The 21,386-nt window shown below is 67.0% G+C and carries 16 protein-coding genes; 3 read left to right on the top strand and 13 right to left on the bottom strand.

Annotated features, from left to right (window positions below; genetic code table 11):
* Positions 1–188: 188 nt before the first annotated feature.
* Both AUP43_RS13930 and AUP43_RS13925 read left to right on the top strand, forming a co-directional pair.
* Complete coding sequence (locus AUP43_RS13930; protein ID WP_067558259.1) at positions 189–791, top strand: GNAT family N-acetyltransferase; 603 nt, start codon at positions 189–191, stop codon at positions 789–791.
* A 167-nt stretch (positions 792–958) separates the two neighbouring features.
* Positions 959–2,980, top strand: coding sequence for a TonB-dependent receptor (locus AUP43_RS13925; RefSeq protein ID WP_067558256.1), 2,022 nt, complete (start codon positions 959–961; stop codon positions 2,978–2,980).
* Positions 2,981–3,001: 21 nt separating this feature from the next.
* Here AUP43_RS13925 and AUP43_RS13920 read toward each other — a convergent pair whose 3' ends face one another.
* The 4 genes from AUP43_RS13920 to AUP43_RS13905 all read right to left on the bottom strand — a co-directional run bounded on the left by AUP43_RS13920 (position 3,002) and on the right by AUP43_RS13905 (position 10,012).
* Positions 3,002–3,961, bottom strand: coding sequence for an EAL domain-containing protein (locus AUP43_RS13920; RefSeq protein WP_198154912.1), 960 nt, complete (start codon positions 3,959–3,961; stop codon positions 3,002–3,004).
* Positions 3,962–4,216: 255 nt separating this feature from the next.
* Complete coding sequence (locus AUP43_RS13915; RefSeq protein ID WP_067558250.1) at positions 4,217–5,623, bottom strand: efflux transporter outer membrane subunit; 1,407 nt, start codon at positions 5,621–5,623, stop codon at positions 4,217–4,219.
* Complete coding sequence (locus AUP43_RS13910; RefSeq protein WP_067558247.1) at positions 5,616–8,786, bottom strand: efflux RND transporter permease subunit; 3,171 nt, start codon at positions 8,784–8,786, stop codon at positions 5,616–5,618. The genes AUP43_RS13915 and AUP43_RS13910 overlap by 8 nt, the downstream gene beginning before the upstream one ends.
* Positions 8,786–10,012 carry an efflux RND transporter periplasmic adaptor subunit gene (locus AUP43_RS13905; RefSeq protein WP_084462811.1) on the bottom strand — a complete coding sequence of 409 codons (1,227 nt, stop codon included), beginning with the start codon at positions 10,010–10,012 and terminating at the stop codon, positions 8,786–8,788. Before AUP43_RS13905 ends, AUP43_RS13910 begins: the two co-directional genes overlap by 1 nt.
* 195 nt (positions 10,013–10,207) lie before the next feature.
* Between AUP43_RS13905 and AUP43_RS13900 the strand changes: the two genes are divergently transcribed.
* Positions 10,208–10,843 carry a TetR family transcriptional regulator gene (locus AUP43_RS13900; protein ID WP_067558244.1) on the top strand — a complete coding sequence of 212 codons (636 nt, stop codon included), beginning with the start codon at positions 10,208–10,210 and terminating at the stop codon, positions 10,841–10,843.
* 3 nt (positions 10,844–10,846) lie between these two features.
* Here the strand turns inward: AUP43_RS13900 and thiD are convergent, their stop codons facing one another.
* The 9 genes from thiD to AUP43_RS19300 all read right to left on the bottom strand — a co-directional run.
* On the bottom strand, positions 10,847–11,656 hold the full coding sequence (thiD, locus tag AUP43_RS13895) for a bifunctional hydroxymethylpyrimidine kinase/phosphomethylpyrimidine kinase (protein ID WP_067558242.1): 810 nt from the start codon (positions 11,654–11,656) through the stop codon (positions 10,847–10,849).
* Positions 11,657–11,665: 9 nt separating this feature from the next.
* Complete coding sequence (gene glmM, locus AUP43_RS13890) at positions 11,666–13,027, bottom strand: phosphoglucosamine mutase (protein WP_198154913.1); 1,362 nt, start codon at positions 13,025–13,027, stop codon at positions 11,666–11,668.
* Between the two features lie 111 nt (positions 13,028–13,138).
* Positions 13,139–14,257: a dihydropteroate synthase gene (gene folP / locus AUP43_RS13885; protein ID WP_067558237.1), complete on the bottom strand. Its 1,119-nt coding sequence runs from the start codon at positions 14,255–14,257 to the stop codon at positions 13,139–13,141.
* Positions 14,258–14,266: 9 nt separating this feature from the next.
* The gene (gene ftsH / locus AUP43_RS13880) at positions 14,267–16,195 is read right to left on the bottom strand and encodes an ATP-dependent zinc metalloprotease FtsH (RefSeq protein ID WP_067558234.1); all 1,929 of its coding nucleotides are present in this window, start codon (positions 16,193–16,195) and stop codon (positions 14,267–14,269) included.
* Positions 16,196–16,259: 64 nt separating this feature from the next.
* Positions 16,260–17,420: a tRNA lysidine(34) synthetase TilS gene (gene tilS / locus AUP43_RS13875; protein WP_067558232.1), complete on the bottom strand. Its 1,161-nt coding sequence runs from the start codon at positions 17,418–17,420 to the stop codon at positions 16,260–16,262.
* 2 nt (positions 17,421–17,422) lie between these two features.
* Positions 17,423–18,430 (bottom strand): tol-pal system protein YbgF, encoded by a 1,008-nt coding sequence (ybgF, locus tag AUP43_RS13870; RefSeq protein ID WP_067558229.1) that lies wholly within the window; start codon positions 18,428–18,430, stop codon positions 17,423–17,425.
* Positions 18,431–18,572: 142 nt separating this feature from the next.
* Positions 18,573–19,073, bottom strand: coding sequence for a peptidoglycan-associated lipoprotein Pal (gene pal / locus AUP43_RS13865; RefSeq protein WP_067558226.1), 501 nt, complete (start codon positions 19,071–19,073; stop codon positions 18,573–18,575).
* 183 nt (positions 19,074–19,256) lie between these two features.
* A complete protein-coding gene (tolB, locus tag AUP43_RS13860; protein ID WP_067558223.1) occupies positions 19,257–20,615 on the bottom strand; it encodes a Tol-Pal system beta propeller repeat protein TolB in 1,359 nt (452 codons plus the stop codon).
* Positions 20,612–21,386 (bottom strand): hypothetical protein (locus tag AUP43_RS19300; RefSeq protein WP_067558220.1); only part of this gene is annotated, 775 nt, incomplete at its 5' end. The genes tolB and AUP43_RS19300, both read right to left, overlap by 4 nt.

Here is a 21,386-nt window from a genome sequence, read left to right as displayed (position 1 = left end):
TCCCCCGCAAGGGGGGAGGGAACGCACCGTAACTGCCTCTCCCTCCCCCTCGCCCTCGCCGTCACCCCCTCCCCCTTGACGGGGGAGGGTTGGGGTGGGGGTGACGCACCGACGGCGAGTGGCGGAACACCCCCCTCCCCGACCCTCCCCCGCAAGGGGGGAGGGAATGCAACGAGAAGGACCCGACAATGGACGTGAAGCCCGTCACCCTGGAAGGCCGGCATGTGAGGCTGGTGCCGCTGTCGATGAGCGAGCATCTGGAGGGCCTGGCCGCCGCCGGGGCGGAGCCGAGGCTGTGGCGCTATTCCCCCACCGCGGCGACCGGGCTGGAGGGCATGCGGGCCTATCTGCAGGAGGCGCTGGACGCCCAGGCGGCCGGCGCGGCGCTGGTGTTCACCACCATCGACAAGGCCAGCGGCCGGATCGCCGGCTCCAGCCGCTACGCCGCCATCGACCGCAAGAACAAGCGGCTGGAGATCGGCTGGACCTGGATCGACCCCGCTTTCCAGCGCACCCATGTGAACACCGAGGCCAAGCTGCTGATGCTGCAGCACGCCTTCGAGGTGCTGGGCTGCATGCGCGTCGAGTTCAAGACCGACCAGCTGAACACCCAGTCGCAGACCGCGCTGGCCCGGCTGGGGGCGGTGCAGGAAGGCACTTTCCGCAAGCATATGATCATGCCGGACGGGCGCATCCGCCATTCGATCTATTTCAGCATCCTCGACGAGGAATGGCCGGCCGTGAAGGCCCGCCTGCTGACCCGGCTCGACCAGGGCGGCCATAAGGACTGACCCTCCCGTTTCCTGACAGATACCAGACGGCAGACCCGCATTCCGGCGCAGCCCATTCCAGGGTTGCGCCTTCTTCCCTCTCTCGATATTGATACGTTATAACATTTCTATTGAATGGAGGGGTTATGAGAGGAAGGGGACATGCTGCCCTGCTGGCAGGGACCGGCATGGCGGCGCTGATGCTGGGCGGGCAGGTGAAGGCCCAGCAGGCGGAGCAGTTGCAGCCGCTGATCATCACCGTCGCACCGCTGCAAAGCACGCAGGAGGAGCTGGTGGAAGGCTCCACGGTGCTGACGGGCGATCGGCTGGAGCGCTATCGCGGCCTCACCATCGGCGAGACCCTGGACCGCACGCCGGGCGTGGCCAATTCATCCTTCGGGCCGGGCGCGGGGCGGCCGGTGATTCGCGGCCAGGGCGGCAACCGGGTGCGGGTGCTGCAGAATGGCCTGGACACGTTCGATGCCTCGGTCACCAGCCCGGACCATGCCGTGGTCGCCCCGATGGGCAGCGCCGAGCAGGTCGAGGTGCTGCGCGGGCCGGCCAGCCTGCTTTACGGCAGTTCCGCCGTGGCCGGCGTGGTGAATGTGAAGGATGGCCGCATTCCCGACAGCGTGCCGAAGGATTCCCTGGACGGCACGGCGCGGCTGGATTTCTCCACCGGCTCCAGCAACCTCGCCGGCTTCGGCTCGGTCGACATGGCGGCCGGCCGGAATGTCGTGCTGCATCTGGAGGGCTTCACGACCGACGCGAACGACTACCGCGTCAACGGCTTCTCCAGCGACGAGGCGCGCGAGGAAGGCATCAAGGGGCGGGTGGAAAACAGTTTTGTCGATACCCGCGGGGGCTCCATCGGGGCCAGCTATCTGGGCGAGCGCGGCTATGCCGGCATGGCGATCAGCGGTTATTCCAGCCTCTACGGCATCCCCGGCGGGCATAGCCATGCCGGGGAAGACCATGATCATGAAGAGGAGGAGGATCACGATCACGACGATGAGCATGAGCATGAGCATGGCGAGGAGAGCATCCGCATCGACATGCAGCAGACCCGCTACGATGTGAAATTCGGTCTCTACGAGCCCCTGCCCTTCCTGGAGGAAGCCAGCGCCCGCTTCGGCTATGCCGACTACCGGCATATCGAGCTGGAGGGCGACGAGGTCGGCACCATCTTCGAGAATCGAAGCTGGGAAGGCCGCGTCGAGCTGACCCACAAGCCGCTGGCCGGCTTCAAGGGCGTGTTCGGGCTGCAATCCAGCCGGCGCGACGCGATTGCCACCGGCGAGGAAGCCTTCATCCCCGGCACGGTGACCGACAATCACGCGCTGTTCCTGGTCGAGCGTTTCGAGACCGGCCCTTGGCTGTTCACCCTGGGCGGGCGGCTGGAGCATCAGACGGTCGAGGCCGACACGCTGGGGCAGAACCGGGATTTCACCGGCAAGAGCGCCTCCGCCGGGGCGACCTACCGGTTGAGCCCGACCTATTCGGTTGGCCTGTCGCTGTCACGCACCGAACGCGCGCCGAACGCGGAGGAGCTGTTCTCCGACGGCGCGCATCTGGCCACCCAATCCTACGAAATCGGCAATAGCGACCTGGGCAAGGAAACCGCCTGGCATGCCGAGCTTTCCTTCCGCAAGCAGCGCGGCGACGTGACCGGCGCGGTGAACCTGTTCGCCACCCGCTATAACGACTACATCTTCCGCGACTTCACCGGCAATGAGCGCGACGGGTTGCAGGAGGTGCGCTATGGCCAGGAGGACGCCACCTTCCGCGGCGCGGAGATCGAGGCGACCTGGGTGTTCCTGCGCGGCACCGGCCTGACGCTGAGCCTGGACGGCGCGGTGGATTACGTCTGGGCGGAGAATGAGGCGACCGGCCAGGCGCTGCCGCTGATCCCGCCGCTAGGCTACACCGCCGGCATCAACGCCTATACGCGGCATGTCGATTACCGGCTGGAGTTGGAGGGGGCGGCCAGCCAGGGCCGCACCGGCACGAACGAGGACAGCACCGGCGGCTATGCCTTCCTGAATGCCGGCCTGTCCTTCCGGCCGATTGCCGACAGCGACAGCTTCACCCTGTTCGTCCAGGGCCGGAACCTGACGGACGCCGAAGGCCGCAATCATGTCTCACTACTGAAGGATGTCGCACCCTTCCGCGGGCGGGAGCTGCGCGTCGGCGGCCAGGTGAAGTTCTAAGGCCGCGCCCGTTACCCCAGCCTATGCCGCCAGCGGCGTGGGCTGGGGGCGGCCGAAGAAATAGCCCTGGCAGTAATCGACCTGGATATCGCGCAATATGTCGAAAGCCTGCTGGGTCTCGACGCCCTCGGCGATGATGATCACCCCGGCCTCGTGCGCGGTAGCGACCAGGCTTTTCACCATGCGGCGCTTGGCATCGTCGACATCCAGCCCGCTGGTCAGGATCTTGTCGAGCTTGATGTAGTTCGGCCGCAGCGTCAGCAGGGTGGACAGGTTGTTGTAGCCGGTGCCGAAATCGTCCAGCGCCACCTCGAAGCCGGCATTGCGGTAGAAATCGCTGATGCGCAGCAGGTGGTTGTAATCCTCCAGCCGCTCGATCTCGACCACCTCGAACACCACCTGTTCCGGCCGGACGCCGCTGTCGTCGATGGCGGCCACGGTGGAGCGCAGGCAGAAATCCGGATCGTAGATCGAGCGCGGCATGAAATTGATGAACAGCTTGCTCTCGATACCGTGGCGCGCCGCCGTCCGCACGGCGTTGATGCGCGCGATGCGGTCGAGGTTCAGCATCAGGCCGGGGTCCTTCGCCGCGCCGAAGATGCGCGCCGGCGGAATCAGCCCGCCCTGTTCGTCGAGGCCGCGAAACAGGAACTCATAACCGAACACCGGCCGCTCGGCCGTAGCGCCGACGATGGGCTGCATATGACTGACATAGCGGCCCTCGTCGAGCAGCGCATCGACCCAGACCGCCTCCGCCCGGCTCAGCAGCCGGTCGAGATTGGTCATCGCCTGGAAATCCTTCAGGCCCGGCTCCCCGTCATGCGCCACGATCAGGGCGCGGGTATCTTCCAGCTCGCCATGGGAAACGGCATCGCGCAGGGCCGGGGCCGCCGCCATCAGGTCCGGTTCGGCGATATCCAGCAGCCGGTCGGCTGTACGGTCGCGGATCGCTGTCGAGCGGGACGCCAAAATATCCCGCAATTTGTGCCGCGTGTGGCTCTGCGGCGCCCAGAGGAGAAGCCGAGACGGGGTTTCCCGGATCGCCCCCGGCCCGGCGCAAACGCTACACGACATGTTTATCTCACTGCTTTCCTTGACATTTATGCCTCTTGGCGAAGATAGGAGCGAAACCGCGAAAGAAAAGGGCAGGTCTGCCCCGCGTCAATGCGGCTTCCCCCTCCATGCCGAGATGTCAGGAAAACGATTGAGGCCGGCCAATGGTTCGCGCCAAACCGCTTAGCGCTGCCGCTCCGGCGGGGTCCAGCCGCCGCCCAGCGCCTTGTAGAGATCGACGCTGGCCTGTAGCCGGTCGCGCTGCGACAGCACCCGGTCAAGCTCGGCCTGGAACAGGGCGCGCTGCGCGTCCAGCACCTCGATATAGCCGGTATAGCCGCCCTCATAGCGCTCGCGCGCCAGATCGAGCGTGCGGGACAGGGCGGCCACCTGACGGTCCTGCGCGGTCAGGCGCTCGGATGAGCCCTGCTGCGAGGCAAGCGCGTCCAGCACCTCGCGGAACGCCGTGCGCACGGTCTGTTCATACTGGATGTAACTTTGCTGCCGGCGCGCCTCGGTCGCCTCCAGATTGGCCTGGTTGCGGCCGAAATCGAAGATCGGGCCGACCAGATTGCCGCCCAGGCTCCAGATGCCGGTGCCGCTGCTGAACAGATTATCCAGATCCAGGCTTTGCGTGCCGCCGGAAGCGGTCAGCGAGATGCGCGGGAAGAAATTCGCCTCCGCCACGCCGATCCGCGCGTCGGCGGCGGCGAGTTGCTGTTCCACGGCGCGGATATCCGGCCGCCGGTCAAGAATGTCGGACGGCATATAGTCCGGCACCACCGGGGGCACCGGCAGATTGTCGATGGCAGCCCCCCGCGCCACCTCCTGCTCCACCAGCGAGCGGGGCGTGCGGCCCAGCAGCACCGCCAGGGCGTTGCGCTGCAAGGCGCGCTGCTGGCGCAGGGCGGGCAGCTGGGCGCGGGCGGCGGCCAGCTCGGATTCCGCCTGGCGCAGCACCAGCTCGGTCACCACGCCGTTATTATACTGGATCTGCTGCAGCTCGTAGCTTTCCTGCCGGGCCGCCAGGGTGCGCTCGGTCACCGTGACCTGCTGATCCAGGGCGCGCAGGTTGAAATAGCCCGAGGCGACATCGGCCGCCACCGCCAGGCGCACCGCGTCCTGGCTCGATTCCTGAGCCATCAGCGTGGCGCGCGCCGCCTCGTCCGACCGGGCCAGCCGGCCCCAGAGATCGAGCTCGTAGGTCAGCACCGCCGCCAGCCGGTAATTATTCACCGGGTTCGGCGCGCCGACCGCCAGCTCGTCGGACTGGCGCTGCCGGCCGGCATCAGCCTGGCCTTCGATGGTCGGCAGCCGCTCGGCCCGCGACAGGCCGGCCAGCGCGCGCGCCTCCGCCACCCGGGCGGCGGCCAGCAGCAGGTCGGAATTGGCCGCCAGCGCCTCGTCGATCATCGACGACAGCACCGGGTCGTCATAGGTGCGCCACCAGAACGGATCGACCTGGGAGGCGCGAATCACCGTGCCCGGCCATTGCTGCGGCACCTCGGTCTGGGGACGCGTGTAATCCGGGCCCATGGTGCAGCCGGCCAGCAGCGCCGCTAGGCCCAGGGCTATCAGGGAGTTACGCATCGGCGGGCTTCTCCTGCTCGGCATGCGGGCTGGAATGCTTGTTCTTGTCGTCATCCTTGGGCGTGCGCCGCCATTCCGACAGCTTGGCGAACACCATGTAGAACATCGGAATGACGAAGATCGCCAGGAAGGTGGCGGCGAGCATGCCGCCGATCACCCCGGTGCCGATCGAATGGCGGCTGGCCGAGCCCGCGCCGGTGCTGATCGCCAGCGGCACGCAGCCCAGGATGAAGGCCAGCGAGGTCATGACGATGGGGCGGAAGCGCAGGCGCGCGCCCTCCATCGCCGCATCGTGGATGCTCATGCCTTCCTCGCGTTTCATCACCGCGAATTCGACGATCAGAATGGCGTTCTTCGCCGCCAGGCCGATCAGCGTCACCAGGCCGATCTGGAAATACACATCATTCTCCAGCCCACGCAGGAAGATCGCCAGGATCGCGCCGAACAGGCCGAACGGCACCGCCATCAGCACCGCGATGGGCAGCGTCCAGCGTTCGTACTGCGCCGCCAGGATCAGGAACACCATGACGATGCCGAACATGAAGGCAATGCCCGCCGTGCCCGCCGTCGCCCGCTCCTGATAGGCAGAGCCGGTCCAGGCGACGGTGTAATCGTCCCCCAGCGTCTCGGTGGCAAGCTGCTCCATCGCGTCCAGCGCCTGGCCGGAACTGTAGCCGGGCGCTGGGTTGCCGAGAATCTTCGCCGCCGGGAACACGTTGAAGCGCTCCACCAGGTCCGGCCCGACGATCCGGCGGACCGACAGCAGCGCGTCCAGCGGTATCATCTCGCCGCTATTCGAGCGCACGAAGACGTGACGCAGATCCTCCGGCTTCTCGCGGAACTCCGCCTCGGAAGACATGTTCACCCGGTAGGTGCGGCCGAACAGCGTGAAATCGTTCACATACAGCGTACCGAAGCTGGCCTGCATGGTCTGGAAGATGGAGGTCAGCGGCACATCCAGCGCCTTGGCCTTCTGGCGGTCGACATCCACCTTGTATTGCGGCACCGCGACAGAGAAGGTGGTGCTCACCCCCGCCAGCTCCGGCCGCTGATTGGCGGCCGCGACCAGCTTGTTCGTCGCCTCGGCCAGCTTCTCGCTGCCCGCGCCCGTGCGGTCCTGCAGATACATCTCGAAACCGCCGGTCATCGAGATGCCGGTGATCGGCGGCGGGTTGAAGGACAGCACGATGGCGTCGCGGATCTGCGCCCCCATGCCCATGATAGTGCCAGTCAGGTTGCGCGCGTCGTCCGAGGCAGCGGTGCGCTCCGACCAGTCCTTCAGCGTCACGAAGGAGACGCCGGCGCTGGTCTTCTGGCCGCCGGAGAGAATGTCGAAGCCAGCGAAGGTGACCACGCCATTCACCGCCGGCAGGCTCATAATGTCCTGCGTGACCTTGTCGGTGATCTCCGTCGTGCGGCTCAGCGACGAGGCCGGCGGCAGCATGGTCACGGCCAGCACATAGCCCTGATCCTCCGACGGCACCAGGGAGCTGGGCACGCGCTGGAACAAGGTGTAGGTGGCCCCCAGCACGGCGGCAAACACCAGCATGCCCAGCACGGCGCGCCGCAGGAAGAAGCGCACGCTGGAGGTATAGCCGCGCGTCGCCTTCTCGAAACCGCGGTTGAACAGGCGGAACGGCAGCAGCGGCTGACCATGCTCCTTCTTTAGGATCAGCGCGCACAGCGCCGGCGACAGCGTCAGCGCGACGATGCCGGAGATGATCACCGACACCGCGATGGTGATGGCGAACTGCTTGTACATCTCGCCAGCCAGGCCGCCCAGGAAGCCGACCGGGATGAAGACGGAGCTGAGCACCAGCACGATGGCGATGACCGGCCCGCTCACCTCCTCCATCGCCTTGAAGGCCGCCTCCTTGGGCTCCAGCCCGTCCTCCCGGATGATTCGCTCGACATTCTCCAGCACCACGATGGCGTCGTCGACCACGATGCCGATGGCCAGCACCATGCCGAACAGCGTCAGCAGGTTGATCGAGAAGCCCAGCAGATACATGCCGGCGAAGGCGCCGATCAGCGACACCGGCACGGCGATCAGCGGGATCAGCGTCGCCCGCAGGCTTTGCAGGAACAGATAGACGACGATGATGACCAGGATGATGGCTTCGGCGAAGGTCTTGACGACCTCCTCGATGGACACTTCAACGAAGCGCGTGGTGTCGAACGGGATGGCGTAGACGATGCCGTCGGGGAAGCGCTGCTCCAGCTGGGCCATGCGCGCCTCGATGGCGCTGGTGACCGACAGCGCGTTCGCGCCCGGCTGCAGATAGATGCCGATGGCGATGGACGGCTCGCCGTTGCTGCTGGCGTTGAAGGCGTAATCCTGCGCGCCAAGCTCAATGCGCGCGACATCCTTCAGCCGCAGGCTGGCGCCCGACGCATCCGAGCGCAGGATGATGTTGCCGAATTCCTCGGCCGAGACCAGGCGGCCCGGTGTGCTGACCGAGTAGGTATAGACCTGCGGGCTGCTCATCGGCTCCTGGCCGAACTGGCCGGCGGCGAATTGCGAATTCTGCTCCTGGATCGCCTGGCCCACATCGGCCGGGGTCATGTTGAACTGCGCCAGCTTGTCCGGCCGCAGCCAGATGCGCATGGAATAATCCTTGGCCCCGAACAGCGAGGCGTCGCCGACGCCGTCGACGCGCTTCAACTCGTCGATTACGTTCAGCAGCGCGTAGTTCGAGATATAGACCGGGTCGTAGCGCCCGCCCGGCGAGGACATGGTGATGACCTGCAGGATGTTGCTGGAGCGCTTGTCGACGCGCACGCCCTGGCGGCGCACCTCCTCCGGCAGCAACGGCAGGGCGGACTGCACGCGGTTATTGACGTCGATGGTCGCCTGGTCGGGGTCGGTGCCGATCTCGAAGCTGACCGACATGCTGAGCGTACCGGCATTGTTCGCCGACGAGTTCATGTAGATCATGCCGGGAACGCCGTTGATCTCCTGCTCGATCGGCGAGGCGACCGTCTCGGAGATGACTTCGGCGCTGGCGCCCGGATAGGTCGCCGAGATGACCACCTGCGGCGGCACGATGTCGGGATATTGCGCAATCGGCAGCACACGCATCGCGGCCAGACCGGCAAGCACGATAACGATGGACAGAACGGTCGCGAAGACCGGCCTGTTGATGAAAAAGCGCGAGATCATCAGCGATTACCCTGGCCGGCGGCGGCCTTGCCCGATGCCTGGTTGGCTGCCTGGGCGGGCTCCACCACCTTGACCGGCGCGCCGGGGCGCACCTTGATCATACCTTCGGTCACCACCCGATCGCCGGGCTTCAGCCCTTCGCGGATCACCCATTCGCTGCCCAGCGCCTGGCCGATGCGCACCGGCCGCGGCTCGGCGACGCTTTGCGCGTTCACGACATAGACCATCATGCCTTGCGCCGCCTGCAGCACGGAGGCCTGCGGCACCGCGATGGCGTCCTTCAGGACGATATCCTGCAAGGCGATGCGCACGAACTGGCCGGGCAGCAGGCGCTTATCCGGGTTCGGCACGCTGGCGCGCATGCGGATCGTGCCGGTCTGCGGGTCGATGCTGCTGTCGGTGAAGTTCACCATGCCGTTCTGCGGATGCACCACGCCGCTGCCCAGCTTCACCTGAACGGCGATCTTGTCGCGCGACTGCATGCGCAGCGCCCCGCTATCCATCAGATTATACAGCGCGATCATCTCGGCGTCGGGCACCGCGAAATTCACATAGACCGGGTCGAGCTGCGTGATGCGGGTCAACAGGCTGTTATCCATGCCGGTGCCCACCAGGCTGCCTTCCGACAGCACCTCCAGGCTGGTGACGCCGCTGATCGGCGCCTCCACCTTGGTATAGTCGAGATTGATCCGCGCGGTGCGCAGCTCGGCCCGGGCGCCGGCCACGGTGGCGCGCGCCAGCTCCAGCGTGGAGAGCGTCTCGTCGCGCTCGCGGGCGCTGACGGCGTTGCGCTCGAACAGGCTGGCGATCCGCTTCCATTCGCGCTCCGCCTGGGCCAGGCGCGCCTGCTCCTGCTGCACCATCGCCTCCGCGCGGGCCACCGCCGCCTCATAGGGGGCGGGGTCGATGAGGAACAGCAGGTCGCCCTGCTTCACCGTCTCGCCCTCGGTATAGGTTCGCTCCAGCAGGATGCCGGCGACGCGGGCGCGAATCTCGACCTCGCGGGAACCATTTACCCGTCCGGCGAATTCATAGCTGAGCGGCATGTCCTTGGGCTGCACCGCGCGGACTACCACTTCCGGCGGCGGCATCTGACCGCCGCCCGGTCCACCGCCGGGGCCGCCTTGGGCCGCTGCCGTACCGGTATAGGCGGATACCGCCCCCAACAGGGCCATCAGCCCGGCCGCTACGAAATGACGGGACTTACGTCCGAGGGGTGCATGCATGGCTCTACTCGGTTTCCTGCAGGGTCGACGCGGATGCGGCAAGGTCGTGAAGATTGTGCCGGAGGGCAAACGAAGAAAGAAATGAAATCATCGCAATCTAATAAAATCGATGCGGAAGCGGTAGCGCTTCCGGGCGCGACGATATATATACATTTCCGGATGTATGTAAATACGGATAACGGATAAAACTCGCCGATGGTCAGACGGACCAAGGAAGAAGCCGAGCAGACCCGCCACCAGATACTGGATGCGGCTGAATCGCTGTTCTATCGCCAGGGGGTCGGTCGAACCTCGCTGGAAGAGATCGCGCGCAAAGCCGGCGTCACGCGGGGCGCGGTCTATTGGCATTTCCGCAACAAGGTCGATTTGTTCGAGGCGATGCAGGAACGCGGCCGGCTGCCGCAGGAAGATCTGATCGAGCAGCTTGCCCGCAACGAGGCGGACGACCCGCTGCTGACGCTGCGCGAGGCCTGCGGGGAGGCGCTGCGGCTGATCGCGGGCGATGAACGGCGACGGCGGATTTGCAGCATCCTGATGCATCGCTGCGAATATGTGGAAGAGATGGGCGACGCCGCGATCCGCCAGCATCGCAACAAGCAGCACATGGTCGAACAGCTCGGCCGCATCTTCGAGAACGCCGCCAGGCTGGGCACGCTGTCGCGGAACTGGCCGCCCCGGCTGGCCGCGCTGGGGCTGCACGGCATGATGCACGGGCTGCTGAGCGACTGGCTCAGCGATCCGGCCCAGGGCGATCTGGCCGAGTACGGCCCGCCCTGCGTCGAGGCGTTCTTCAAGGGGTTGGTGCGCGGCTCCCCCGAGGAAACCCCTTAGCCCTTACGGCTGAGCGGCAAAATCGCGCACCGTGTGGGCGTGGTTCAGCGGGCCGCTGCCCGTGCCGTAATGCGGCGCGGTGCGCAGCGCCTCGCGCACATAGGCCCGCGCGCGCTCCACCGCCGCCCGCAGCGCCAGCCCCTGGGCAAGGCCGACGGCCAGCGCCGAGGCCAAGGTGCAGCCGGTGCCGTGATTGCTGCCGGTGTCGATTCGCGGGGCCTCCATCGCCAGGGTCTCCTGCTCGGTCACCAGCAGGTCGATCACCGTCTCGCCGTCCATATGCCCGCCCTTCATCAGCACCGCCGCCGGGCCGAGGGTCAGCAGCATATGGCCGACATGGCGCATATCGTCGATGTCGCGGATGGTGCAGCCGGTCAGCAGCTCCGCCTCCGGCAGGTTCGGCGTCAGCACGGTGGCGCGCACGATCAGGTCGCGCTTCAGCGCGTCCATCGCCGCCGGGTCGAGCAGCCGGTGGCCGCTCTGCGACACCATCACCGGATCGACCACCAGCGGCGTCTTCGGCGCGTAGGCCGCCAGCGCCTCGCAGACCGTTTCGATGACCGCGGTCTTGTGCAGCATGCCGGTCTTGATGCAATCCGCGCCGATATCCTCCAGCACCAGGCGCATCTGCTGGCGGATGAAGTCCGGCGGCACCTCATGGATGCCGAACACGCCTTGCGTGTTCTGCGCGGTCAGCGCGGTAATCGCCGTCATGGCGTAGCCGTTCAGCGCCGTCACCGTCTTGATGTCGGCCTGGATGCCGGCTCCACCGCCCGAATCGGAGCCGGCGACGATCAAAACCCGTCCCTGCATGTCCCTCACCTACCTGTTGCCGGACGCCGCTCGTTCGATGGTGGCGGCAATCTCGTCGACCACCTGGTGGACCAGGCCTTCATCCTCGCCCTCCGCCATCACCCGGATCAGCGGCTCGGTGCCGGATTTGCGAATCAGCACCCGCCCGCTGCCCGACAGCCGCTGCTCGCCATCGGCGATGGCCTGCTTCACCCGGTCATCCTCCAATGGCGCGCCCTGGGCGAAGCGTACATTCTTCAGCAATTGCGGCAGCGGCGCGAACACCCGCGCCACCTCCGACAGCGGGCGCTGCGCCCCGACCAGCACCGCCAGCACCTGCAAGGCCGCGATCAGCCCGTCGCCGGTCGTCGCATAGTCGCTGAACACGATATGGCCGGATTGCTCGCCGCCCAGATTATACCCGTCGGCGCGCATCTTCTCGACCACATAACGGTCGCCCACCGCCGTGCGCACCAGCGACAGGCCCAAGCCGCCCAGATAGCGTTCCAGCCCCAGATTGGACATCACCGTGGCGACCACGCCATGGCCCTTCAGCAGCCCGCTGCGGTGCCAGAAGGCGGCGACCAGCGCCATGATCTGGTCGCCATCGATCAGCCGGCCGGTCTCGTCGGCGATCATCACCCGGTCGGCGTCGCCATCCAGCGCGATGCCCAGGTCGGCGCCATGCGCCACCACCGCCTCGCACATCGCCTGCGGCGCCACAGCGCCGCATTTGGCGTTGATGTTGAAGCCGTTCGGCTCCACCGCGATGGGAATGACCTCGGCCCCCAGCTCGAACAGCACGCGGGGGGCGACCTTGTAGGCCGCGCCATTGGCGCAGTCGACCACGATCTTCAGCCCGTCCAGCCGGCTGCCGCGCGGAAAGCTGCTCTTCACGAACTCGATATAGCGCCCGCCCGCATCCTCCAGCCGCCGGGCGCGGCCCAGCGCGGCGGGGCCGGCAAGATAGGCATCCAGGCCGTTCGACATCCGCATCTCGATCTCGGCCTCCACCTCGTCCGACAGCTTGAAGCCGTCCGGGCCGAACAGCTTGATACCGTTATCCTCGAACGGATTGTGCGAGGCGGAGATGACCACCCCCAGATCGGCGCGGAAGGAACGGGTCAGCATCGCCACGGCGGGCGTCGGCATCGGGCCGACCAGCACCACATCCATGCCGATGGACACGAAGCCGGCGGTAAGCGCCGGCTCCAGCATATAGCCGGACAGCCTTGTATCCTTGCCGATCACCGTCAGCGGCCGGTGGCCGCCGGTGCCGATGAACTGCCGACCCGCCGCCATCGCCACGCGCAACGCCACTTCCGGCGTCATCGGATGGCTGTTGGCGGTGCCGCGAATACCGTCGGTGCCGAAAAGCTTTCTGGTCATCAGGGGCGGGTAATCCGATGCGAGGGGAACGCTGGACGCAGCATAGCCGAAAGCCCGGCGCTAGCCACGCATGATGACGCGCAAAAAGCGAAGGATAGGCGGCAAGCCGCCCCCTTACCCCATCGCCCCGCGCGCGACGGCGAGGGCCTGCCAGGTTTCCGCGACATCGTGGACGCGGATCATCTGCACGCCCTGACGCACGCCCTCCAGCGCGGCGGTGACGGAGCCGGGCACGCGCTGCTTCGGCTCCTCCCCGCGCGACAGCCGGCCGATGAAGCCCTTGCGCGAGACGCCCAGCAGGATCGGGCAGCCCAGCCCGTGGAACAGCGCCAGATGCGACAGGATTTCCAGATTATGCCGCAGCGTCTTGCCGAAGCCGATGCCGGGATCGACGGCGATGTGCGACATCGGCAGCCCGGCCTCGACGCAGGCCCGCACCCTGTCCTCCAGATAATCGTAGAGATCGAGCGGCGCGAAATCATAGTCGGGATCGTCCTGCATGGTCTGCGGCGTGCCGCGCATATGCATGAGGATGGTCGGAATCCGGCGCATCGCCACCAGCGCCAGGCTCTGCGCATCGCCGGTCAGCGCGGTGATGTCGTTCACGATGGCGGCCCCGGCATCCAGCGCCGCCGCCATGACGCCGGCCCGGCGGCTATCGATGGAGATCGGCACGCCGAGGCCGGCAATCTCGCGGATCACCGGCACCACGCGCGCCTCCTCCGCCACCGCATCGACCGGCTGGGAGCCGGGACGGGTCGATTCGCCGCCGATATCCAGCACCGTCGCCCCCGCCGCGACCAGCGCCCGCGCCTGGCGGATCGCCGCCCCGGCATCGACGAAATCGCCGCCGTCGGAAAAGCTGTCCGGCGTCACATTGACGATGCCCATGATGTGCGCGCGATCCATGTCGAGCCCGCCGAAGGCCGGGCGCGGGGCCGATAGTCGCCGCAACAGCGCCTCGATGCGCGGGCCGCAGCCTTCCGCCGCCGCCCAGGCGCGCAAGGCCGCGATATCGCTGAGGGCGGCCAGCAGCCGGCCGTCGGCTTTGCGAATATATAGATCGACCAGCGCGAAACCGAGCGGCTGGCCGGCCAGCCGCAGCGCCGCATCGGCGGCAATCGCCACGTCGGCCGCCGCGCCGCTCAGCAGGCCGAGCGGGCGGAGATAGAGCTTATCGCCGGAATCGATGAGGCCTCGCCGGAGCGAGGCCTCGCGATGGATCGTCCGCATGGCGGAGCGTCAGGCGCCGGGCTGCGGTTCGGGCTCGAACCCGCCGGTGCGGCCGGGCTGGTCGGTCGTCGGCACCGAGGTGCGGCGGCCGCCGGGCTTGTTGTTGCTCTCGTCCGGGCCATTGTCGCGCACCACCGGCTCGCCGGCCAGCAGCGCCCGGATATCCTCGCCCGACAGCGTCTCATACTCCAGCAGCCCCTTCGCCAGGGTGTGAAGCTCGTCGATATTGTCGGTCAGGATCTTGCGGGCATCGGCGTAGGTGGTGTCCACGATGCGGCGGATTTCGTCGTCGATCACCTTGGAGGTGGCGTCCGACACCGCCTTGCGCTGAGCGACCGAATGGCCCAGGAACACTTCCTGCTCCGGCGCTTCGTAGGCCAGGAAGCCCAGCTTGTCGCTCATGCCCCATTCGGTGACCATGCGGCGCGCCACGTCGGAGACCATCTTGATGTCCGACGACGCGCCGGTGGTGATCTTCTCCTCGCCGAAGATCAGCTCCTCGGCCAGGCGACCGCCGGCCGCGACCCGCAGATCGTCCAGCAGCTTGGCCTTGGAGACCGAGATGCGGTCGCCTTCCGGCAGGCGCATCACCATGCCCAGCGCCCGGCCGCGCGGGATGATGGTCGCCTTGTGGATCGGATCGCTCTCCGGACTGTGGATCGCCACGATGGCGTGGCCGCCCTCGTGATAGGCAGTCAGCTTCTTCTCTTCGTCGGTCATGATCATGGAGCGGCGTTCCGCGCCCATCATCACCTTGTCCTTGGCGGCCTCGAACTCCGACATGCCGACGACGCGCTTACCGCGCCGCGCGGCCATCAGGGCGGCCTCATTCACCAGGTTCGACAGATCCGCGCCGGAGAAGCCGGGCGTGCCGCGCGCGATGATGCGGGCATCCACGTCGCCGGCCAACGGCACCTTGCGCATATGGACCTTCAGAATCTTCTCGCGGCCCATCACGTCCGGGTTCGGCACCACCACCTGACGGTCGAAGCGGCCCGGGCGCAGCAGCGCCGGGTCCAGCACGTCCGGCCGGTTGGTGGCGGCGATCAGGATCACGCCCTCATTCGCCTCGAAGCCGTCCATCTCGACCAGCAGCTGGTTCAGCGTCTGCTCGCGCTCGTCATTGCCGCCGCCGAGGCCGGCGCCGCGATGGCGGCCGACGGCGTCGATCTCGTCGATGAAGATGATGCAGGGCGCGTTCTTCTTGCCCTGCTCGAACATGTCGCGCACGCGGCTGGCGCCGACGCCGACGAACATCTCGACGAAGTCGGAACCCGAAATGGTGAAGAACGGCACGTTGGCCTCGCCGGCGATGGCGCGGGCCAGCAGCGTCTTACCGGTGCCCGGAGGGCCGACCAGCAGACAGCCTTTCGGGATCTTGCCGCCGAGGCGCTGGAATTTCTGCGGATCGCGCAGGAATTCGACGATCTCCTCCAACTCCATCTTGGCTTCGTCGATGCCGGCGACATCGTCGAAGGTGACGCGGCCGGTCTTCTCCGTCAGCAGCTTGGCCTTGGATTTGCCGAAGCCCATGGCCCGGCCGCCGCCGCCCTGCATCTGGCGCATGAAGAAAATCCACACGCCGATGAACAGCAGCATCGGGAACCAGGAAATCAGGATGCCGAGCAGGCCGGACATGCCCTCTTCCGGCGGCTGCGCGCTGATGCGCACGCCGTGGTCGCGCAAGCGCTCCACCAAGCCCGGATCGCTGGGCATATAGGTGTTGAAGGCGCGCCCATCGGTGAAATGGCCGCTCAGATTATTGTTCTGGATCGTGACTTCGCGAACCTGCCCGTTCTCCACCTCGTTCAAGAAGTCGGAGAAGGCGAGGCTGGCATAGGGGCTCCGGGTCGAGGAACTCTGAAACAGGTTGAACAGCGCAACCAGCAGAACGCCTATGATGATCCAGAGGGCGAGGTTCTTACCGAAATTATTCACGACCTAACTATCCTTTTTCCGGCCGAGCGGCGCACCGGCGTCCGTCGCAGGCCCGTTCCAACCCTCATGAGATAACGCACGCGCCCGGCCGCGCAACTGCAAAATCGGCCAGGGCGAGCGGCCGAAAGCTTCCGGCTGGAGGGAATGGCGGTTCCGGCATCTCCGACGCAACCCGTTTTGCCCTCTTCAATTGGTCCGGCGCAGGGGACGGTTCAAGGCTGGAATGCGGCGGATTGCGACGCTCCGGGCGGATCGTCAGCCGGTCGACGCCGCCGCGGCGCAGCGGGGCGACGACACAGCCGCCCAGGGTGCGGCTTTTCGCCGGGGGGGCGGAATCGCCGATATGCCGCCACAGCCGCTCCAGCCGTGCGCCGCGCGGCGGATAATCCTGGCCGCTGACCGCCAGCAGGCAGCGCCGCAGCACCGCCTGCCCGTCCGCCGCGTCGCAGGCCAGCAGCGCCGGCCGGTCCAGCTCCAGCACGCCATCGTCCCGGCGGGCCACGATTCGCGCCAGCAGCCCGGCGAGGCGGCGGTCGCGCGCGCGCCTCTCCTCCCCCGCCATCCTGGCCTCGGCCAGCAGCCGCTCGATCGCCGCCGCGCCCAGCGCCTGGCGCAGGCGGATTCGCGCAAAGCGCGGATCGCGGTTCGACGGATCCTCGATCCAGTCCTGGCCCACGCTTTCGAGATAGGCGCGCAAATCGGCGCAGCGGAAAGTCAGCAGCGGGCGCAGCAGCCGGTAATCCGGGAATTCCACGCTGGCGGCCATGCCGGCCAGCCCGTCCGGCCCGCTGGCGGCCTCGTGGCGCAGCGCCACGGTTTCCGCCTGGTCCTCGGCCTGGTGCGCGGTCAGCAGATGCAGGATCGCCTCGGCCCGGCAGCGCGCGCCCAGCAGGCGATAGCGCGCAGCACGGGCGGCGGCCTGGAGGCCGGTAGCGGGCTTGTCGCCCATCCAGCGCAGAATGGCGTGCGGGATGCCGCAGGCGCCCAGCCAGCGTCCGACCGTGGCGGCCTCCCCGGCGGATTCCGCGCGCAAGCCGTGATCGACGGTGAGGGCCAGAATGCGACCGCCCCTCGCCGCCGCCCAATCGGCGGCCAGCAGGGTCAAGGCCAGGCTGTCGGACCCGCCGGAGACGGCGATGGCGAGATGCGGCCGGGGCTCGAAACCGCCCAACGCCGCCATGGCCTGGGCGAAGCGCGCCTTCTGGCTCTCGCCGCGCGCCGCCATCGTCAGCCGCAGTTCAGCTTCTGCCGTTCCAGCTGCGCCCGGCGCTTGATGTTCTGCGCCGCGTTCGGATATTGCTTGCCCAGCTCGCCAAAGGCGACGCAGGCATCCTCCTTGCGCTTCAGGGCGGAGAGCGAGAGGCCCAGCTTCAGCAGATTGTCGGGCGCCTTGGCGTTTTTCGGATATTTCTGGAAGCCCTCGGCGAAGGCGACGGCGGCCTGCTCGTACTGGCCGCGCACATAATGCGTCTCGGCCAGCCAATATTGCGCGTTGCCGGCCAGCGCATTGTCGCCATAGCGCTGCAGGAAGCCCTTGAATTGCTGTTCGGCGGCCGGGAAATCCTGCCGCACCAGGGTCTGGAACGCCTGGTCATAGGCTTCCTGCGGCGAACCGGCGGCAGCGGCGGCGGCGGGGGCGGCCGCGCTCTGCTGGCGGCTGGCGCCGCCCTCGCCCTGCGGCAAGGTGCCCAGCACCTTCGGCGCGCGATCCTCGTTCATCGTGCCACCGGCGGTGCGGTTGCTGCCGGCTGTATCGGCGGCCGCATCGGCGGCCTGGGCGGTGCGCGGGGCTTCGGCCGCCGCGCCATTGGCGGCTGCGCCGCCGGCGCTGGATGCCTGCTCCAGGCGGGACAGGCGGAAATCGATGTCGCTGGACAGCTTCTCCAGCCGGTCGTTCAGGCGCTGCACGCCATATTGCGTCTCCTCGACTCGGCCGGTCAGATCGGCGATCTGCCGCTCGATCTCGTTCATCCGGTACAGGTTGGACACGGCCTGGCCGCTGTCGCCGCCGCCCGACGGGACGGGCGCGGCGCTGCCGCCGGACGCAGCGCCCCCGCGATAGACGGTGCGTTGCAGGTCGGCCAGATCCTGCTGCATGCGGCCGACCTGATCGATCAGCGACTGCATGTCGCGATTCTGCGCCAGGGCAGGCGCCGCGCCGGCCAGAAAGGCCGCCAGCAGGAAAGCGGCGGGCAGCAGCAGGCCGTAGGGAGACGAAATCCGTGTCTGTCGCATCGTGGCAGCCATCCTTGACCGATCCGAGAACGCTCGCTGGAAACGCAGTCCGCCGCCAGGGTGATCCGGGCGGGAGGCAAAAATAAGGCGTCGGTCCAGCTGGACCGACGCCCTATTTAACCGAAGCTTCCGAGAAGGAAGCTTAGTTCACGACCAGAACGCCACGGCGATTCTGGGCCCAAGCGGCATCGTTCGAGCCGAGGACGGCCGGACGCTCTTTGCCATAGCTGATGGTGGTCAGGCGGCTGGCATCGATACCCTGGGCGACCAGGGCGTCCTTAATGGCGCCCGCACGACGCTCGCCGAGGGCGAGGTTGTATTCGCGGGTGCCGCGCTCGTCGGCATGACCCTCGACGGTGACGCGCACCGACGGGTTACGCTTCAGCCAAGCGGCCCACTTGTCGACCTGGCCGCGCTGGTCGGCGCGAACACCGTAGGAGTCGAAGTCGAAGAAGATGCGATCGCCGACATTGACGACCAGATCTTCCTGCGAACCCGCACGCGGGCCGGCCGGCGTGGTCGAGCTGACGGCCGAACCAGCGCTGCTGCCAGCGCCGCTCGCCGTAGCGGACGAATCAGGGGAAGTCTCGCAAGCCGCAACCAGAAGCAGTGCGGCAAACACACTCAGAATTTTTGTACGCATTTATTCGCCCTCCGCGAACGCAGTCCCAAAGTTTAGGGGGAAATTACGGTTTCGTGGGTATCCCGGTTGGTGCTGGTATCAGTCTCAGTAGGAAAGCAATAACCTTCCACATCGTTCCAGCTTACAGCTTTTTCCTTGGAAACCCTAGGCCTTCACCGACTGCCGGAATATAGTTGCGGTATCCTACGGAATCAAGGGGGACCAAGCGGGGTCGGAAGCGTCCATGGGCGTGACAACTTCGCGCAGATTGCGCCCCGTAAGGTCGACGGAATACAGCCTGACCGTGCCGCCCTGACCGCGCGAATCAGACGGCGTCTGACGGAAGAACATAAGCACACGGCCGTTCGGCGCCCAGGTCGGCCCCTCATCCAGATAACTTTCGGACAGCAGCCGCTCGCCGCTGCCATCGGTGCGCATCACGCCGATATAGAAGCGCCCCTTGTTCATCTTGGTGAAAGCAATGAGATCGCCGCGCGGCGACCATACCGGCGTTGCATAGCGGCCTTCGCCGAAACTGATGCGCCGCACGTTGCCGCCCTCGGAATCCATCACATAGAGCTGCTGCGCGCCGCCCCGGTCGGAGTTGAAGACGACCTGCCGCCCGTCCGGGGAATAGGAGGGCGAGGTGTCGATCGACGGGTGGTTGGTCAGGCGCTTCACCCGGCGGGTGCGCAGATCCATCACATACACGTCGGAATTGCCGTCGCGCGCCATGCTCATGATCACGCCATTGCCGTCGGGCGAGAAGCGCGGCGCGAAGGTCATGCCGGGGAAGTCGCCCAGCACTTCCTGCTGGCCGGTATCGATATTCAGCAGATAGACCCGCGGCTTGTTGTTAAAATAGGCGAGATAGGTGATCTCCTGCGTCGTCGGCGAGAAGCGCGGGGTCAGCACCAGCACCTTGCCGTCGGTCAGGAAGCGGTGGTTGGCTCCGTCCTGGTCCATGATGGCGAGCTGCTTTTGCCGGCGGTTCTGCGGGCCGCTCTCGGCGATATAGACGATGCGGGTGTCGAAATACCCGTCCTCGCCGGTGATGCGCTTATAGATCGCATCCGAGACGATATGGGCGATGCGCCGCCAGTTGGCCGGGGTGGTGTAATAGGCCAGGCCGGTCATCTGCTGTTCAGCGAACACGTCCCACAGCCGGAATTCGACCTTCAGCCTTCCGTCCGACTGCATGGTGGCATTGCCGCTGACCAGCGCCTGCGCGCCGATCACCCGCCAGTCCGGGAAGCGCGGCTGCACCTGGGTGGATGCCGGATCCTGGATGAAGGCGGCCTTGTCGAGCGGGCGGAACAGGCCGGAGCGCTCCAGATCGGCGGAGACCACCTTGGCGATGTCGCGGCCGATATCCGCCGTCTGCCCCTGGCCCTGGAAATCCATGATGGCGATCGGCAGCGGCTCGACCACGCCGCGGGTAATGTCGATGCGCAGCTCCGCCCGGCTGGGGGAGACGGCGGCGATCACCAGCGCAAGCGCCAGGCACGAGGCCGCGACGGCGCGGCGGGTAAATCTGCCAAACGGCGTTCCGGTCAAAATCATGGGGCCAGCATGTCCTTCGGGTTGAAGCTCAATGTCATGGTCTTCCAGGTATCGAACTTATCGCGCGGCAGTTTCAGTGGGTTGCAACGCGGGTTCAAGACGGCACGAAGCGCACTCTCGGCGGCCGATCTGTAGAACGGATCGGACCCCATACGGCCGCTATTCACGATACGGGCTTCGCGAACCGTAGCATCGGGATTCATAACAACGAATATGTCGACAATGAGTTCCTGTGCGTCGCGGGCGCCGGCCGGCACGTTCCAGCATTGCGCGATCTGCTGGCGCACCGCGTCCATCTCGCTCATCGACAAGGCGCGCGAGGGGTCGTTCAGCCGGCTGGTCTGCTGCGAGGACTGGGTCTGCTGCGGCGATTGCGGGGCCTGCTGCGCCGGCTGCTGGCGCTGCGGCTTCGCCTCCTCGGTGCGCTGCTGATCCTTCAGCTTGTTCACGCTGGACAGCAGCGAGGCCAGCTTATTTTCCGGCTCCTTCTTCGGCGGTTCCTTTTTCTCCGGCTCCGGCTTCTTGGCCTGCTCCTTCGGCGGCTCCGGCTTTTTCGGCTCCTCCTTCGGCGGCTCGGGCTTCTTCTCGGCCACCTGAGGCTTCGGCGGGGTCGGCTTGGGCGCGGGAGTCGGCGGCGGCTCGACCGCCTTCTGCGGTTCCGGCTTGGGCGTGGGCGCGGGTTCCGGGGTCGGCGCCGGGGCCGGGGTCGGCGCTGGCTGCGGCGGCACCGGCTTGGCCGGCTGCGGCGGCGGAGGCGGCGTTGGCGCGGGG

It is taken from the genome of Oceanibaculum pacificum, from assembly GCF_001618175.1.
Lineage (GTDB): Bacteria > Pseudomonadota > Alphaproteobacteria > Oceanibaculales > Oceanibaculaceae > Oceanibaculum > Oceanibaculum pacificum.
The sequence above is the reverse complement of the archived record's forward strand: the minus strand, read 5'-3'. Positions and strand labels throughout refer to the sequence as shown.

What these genes read in the sequence shown, in the direction of transcription:
- AUP43_RS13930 (WP_067558259.1), top strand. Translation starts at nt 189, where the DNA reads ATGGACGTGAAGCCCGTCACCCTGGAAGGCCGGCATGTGAGGCTGGTG.
- AUP43_RS13925 (WP_067558256.1), top strand. Translation starts at nt 959, where the DNA reads ATGGCGGCGCTGATGCTGGGCGGGCAGGTGAAGGCCCAGCAGGCGGAG.
- AUP43_RS13915 (WP_067558250.1), bottom strand. Translation starts at nt 5,623, where the DNA reads ATGCGTAACTCCCTGATAGCCCTGGGCCTAGCGGCGCTGCTGGCCGGC.
- AUP43_RS13910 (WP_067558247.1), bottom strand. Translation starts at nt 8,786, where the DNA reads ATGATCTCGCGCTTTTTCATCAACAGGCCGGTCTTCGCGACCGTTCTG.
- AUP43_RS13905 (WP_084462811.1), bottom strand. Translation starts at nt 10,012, where the DNA reads ATGCATGCACCCCTCGGACGTAAGTCCCGTCATTTCGTAGCGGCCGGG.
- AUP43_RS13900 (WP_067558244.1), top strand. Translation starts at nt 10,208, where the DNA reads ATGGTCAGACGGACCAAGGAAGAAGCCGAGCAGACCCGCCACCAGATA.
- thiD (WP_067558242.1), bottom strand. Translation starts at nt 11,656, where the DNA reads ATGCAGGGACGGGTTTTGATCGTCGCCGGCTCCGATTCGGGCGGTGGA.
- folP (WP_067558237.1), bottom strand. Translation starts at nt 14,257, where the DNA reads ATGCGGACGATCCATCGCGAGGCCTCGCTCCGGCGAGGCCTCATCGAT.
- tilS (WP_067558232.1), bottom strand. Translation starts at nt 17,420, where the DNA reads ATGGCGGCGCGCGGCGAGAGCCAGAAGGCGCGCTTCGCCCAGGCCATG.
- ybgF (WP_067558229.1), bottom strand. Translation starts at nt 18,430, where the DNA reads ATGCGACAGACACGGATTTCGTCTCCCTACGGCCTGCTGCTGCCCGCC.
- pal (WP_067558226.1), bottom strand. Translation starts at nt 19,073, where the DNA reads ATGCGTACAAAAATTCTGAGTGTGTTTGCCGCACTGCTTCTGGTTGCG.
- tolB (WP_067558223.1), bottom strand. Translation starts at nt 20,615, where the DNA reads ATGATTTTGACCGGAACGCCGTTTGGCAGATTTACCCGCCGCGCCGTC.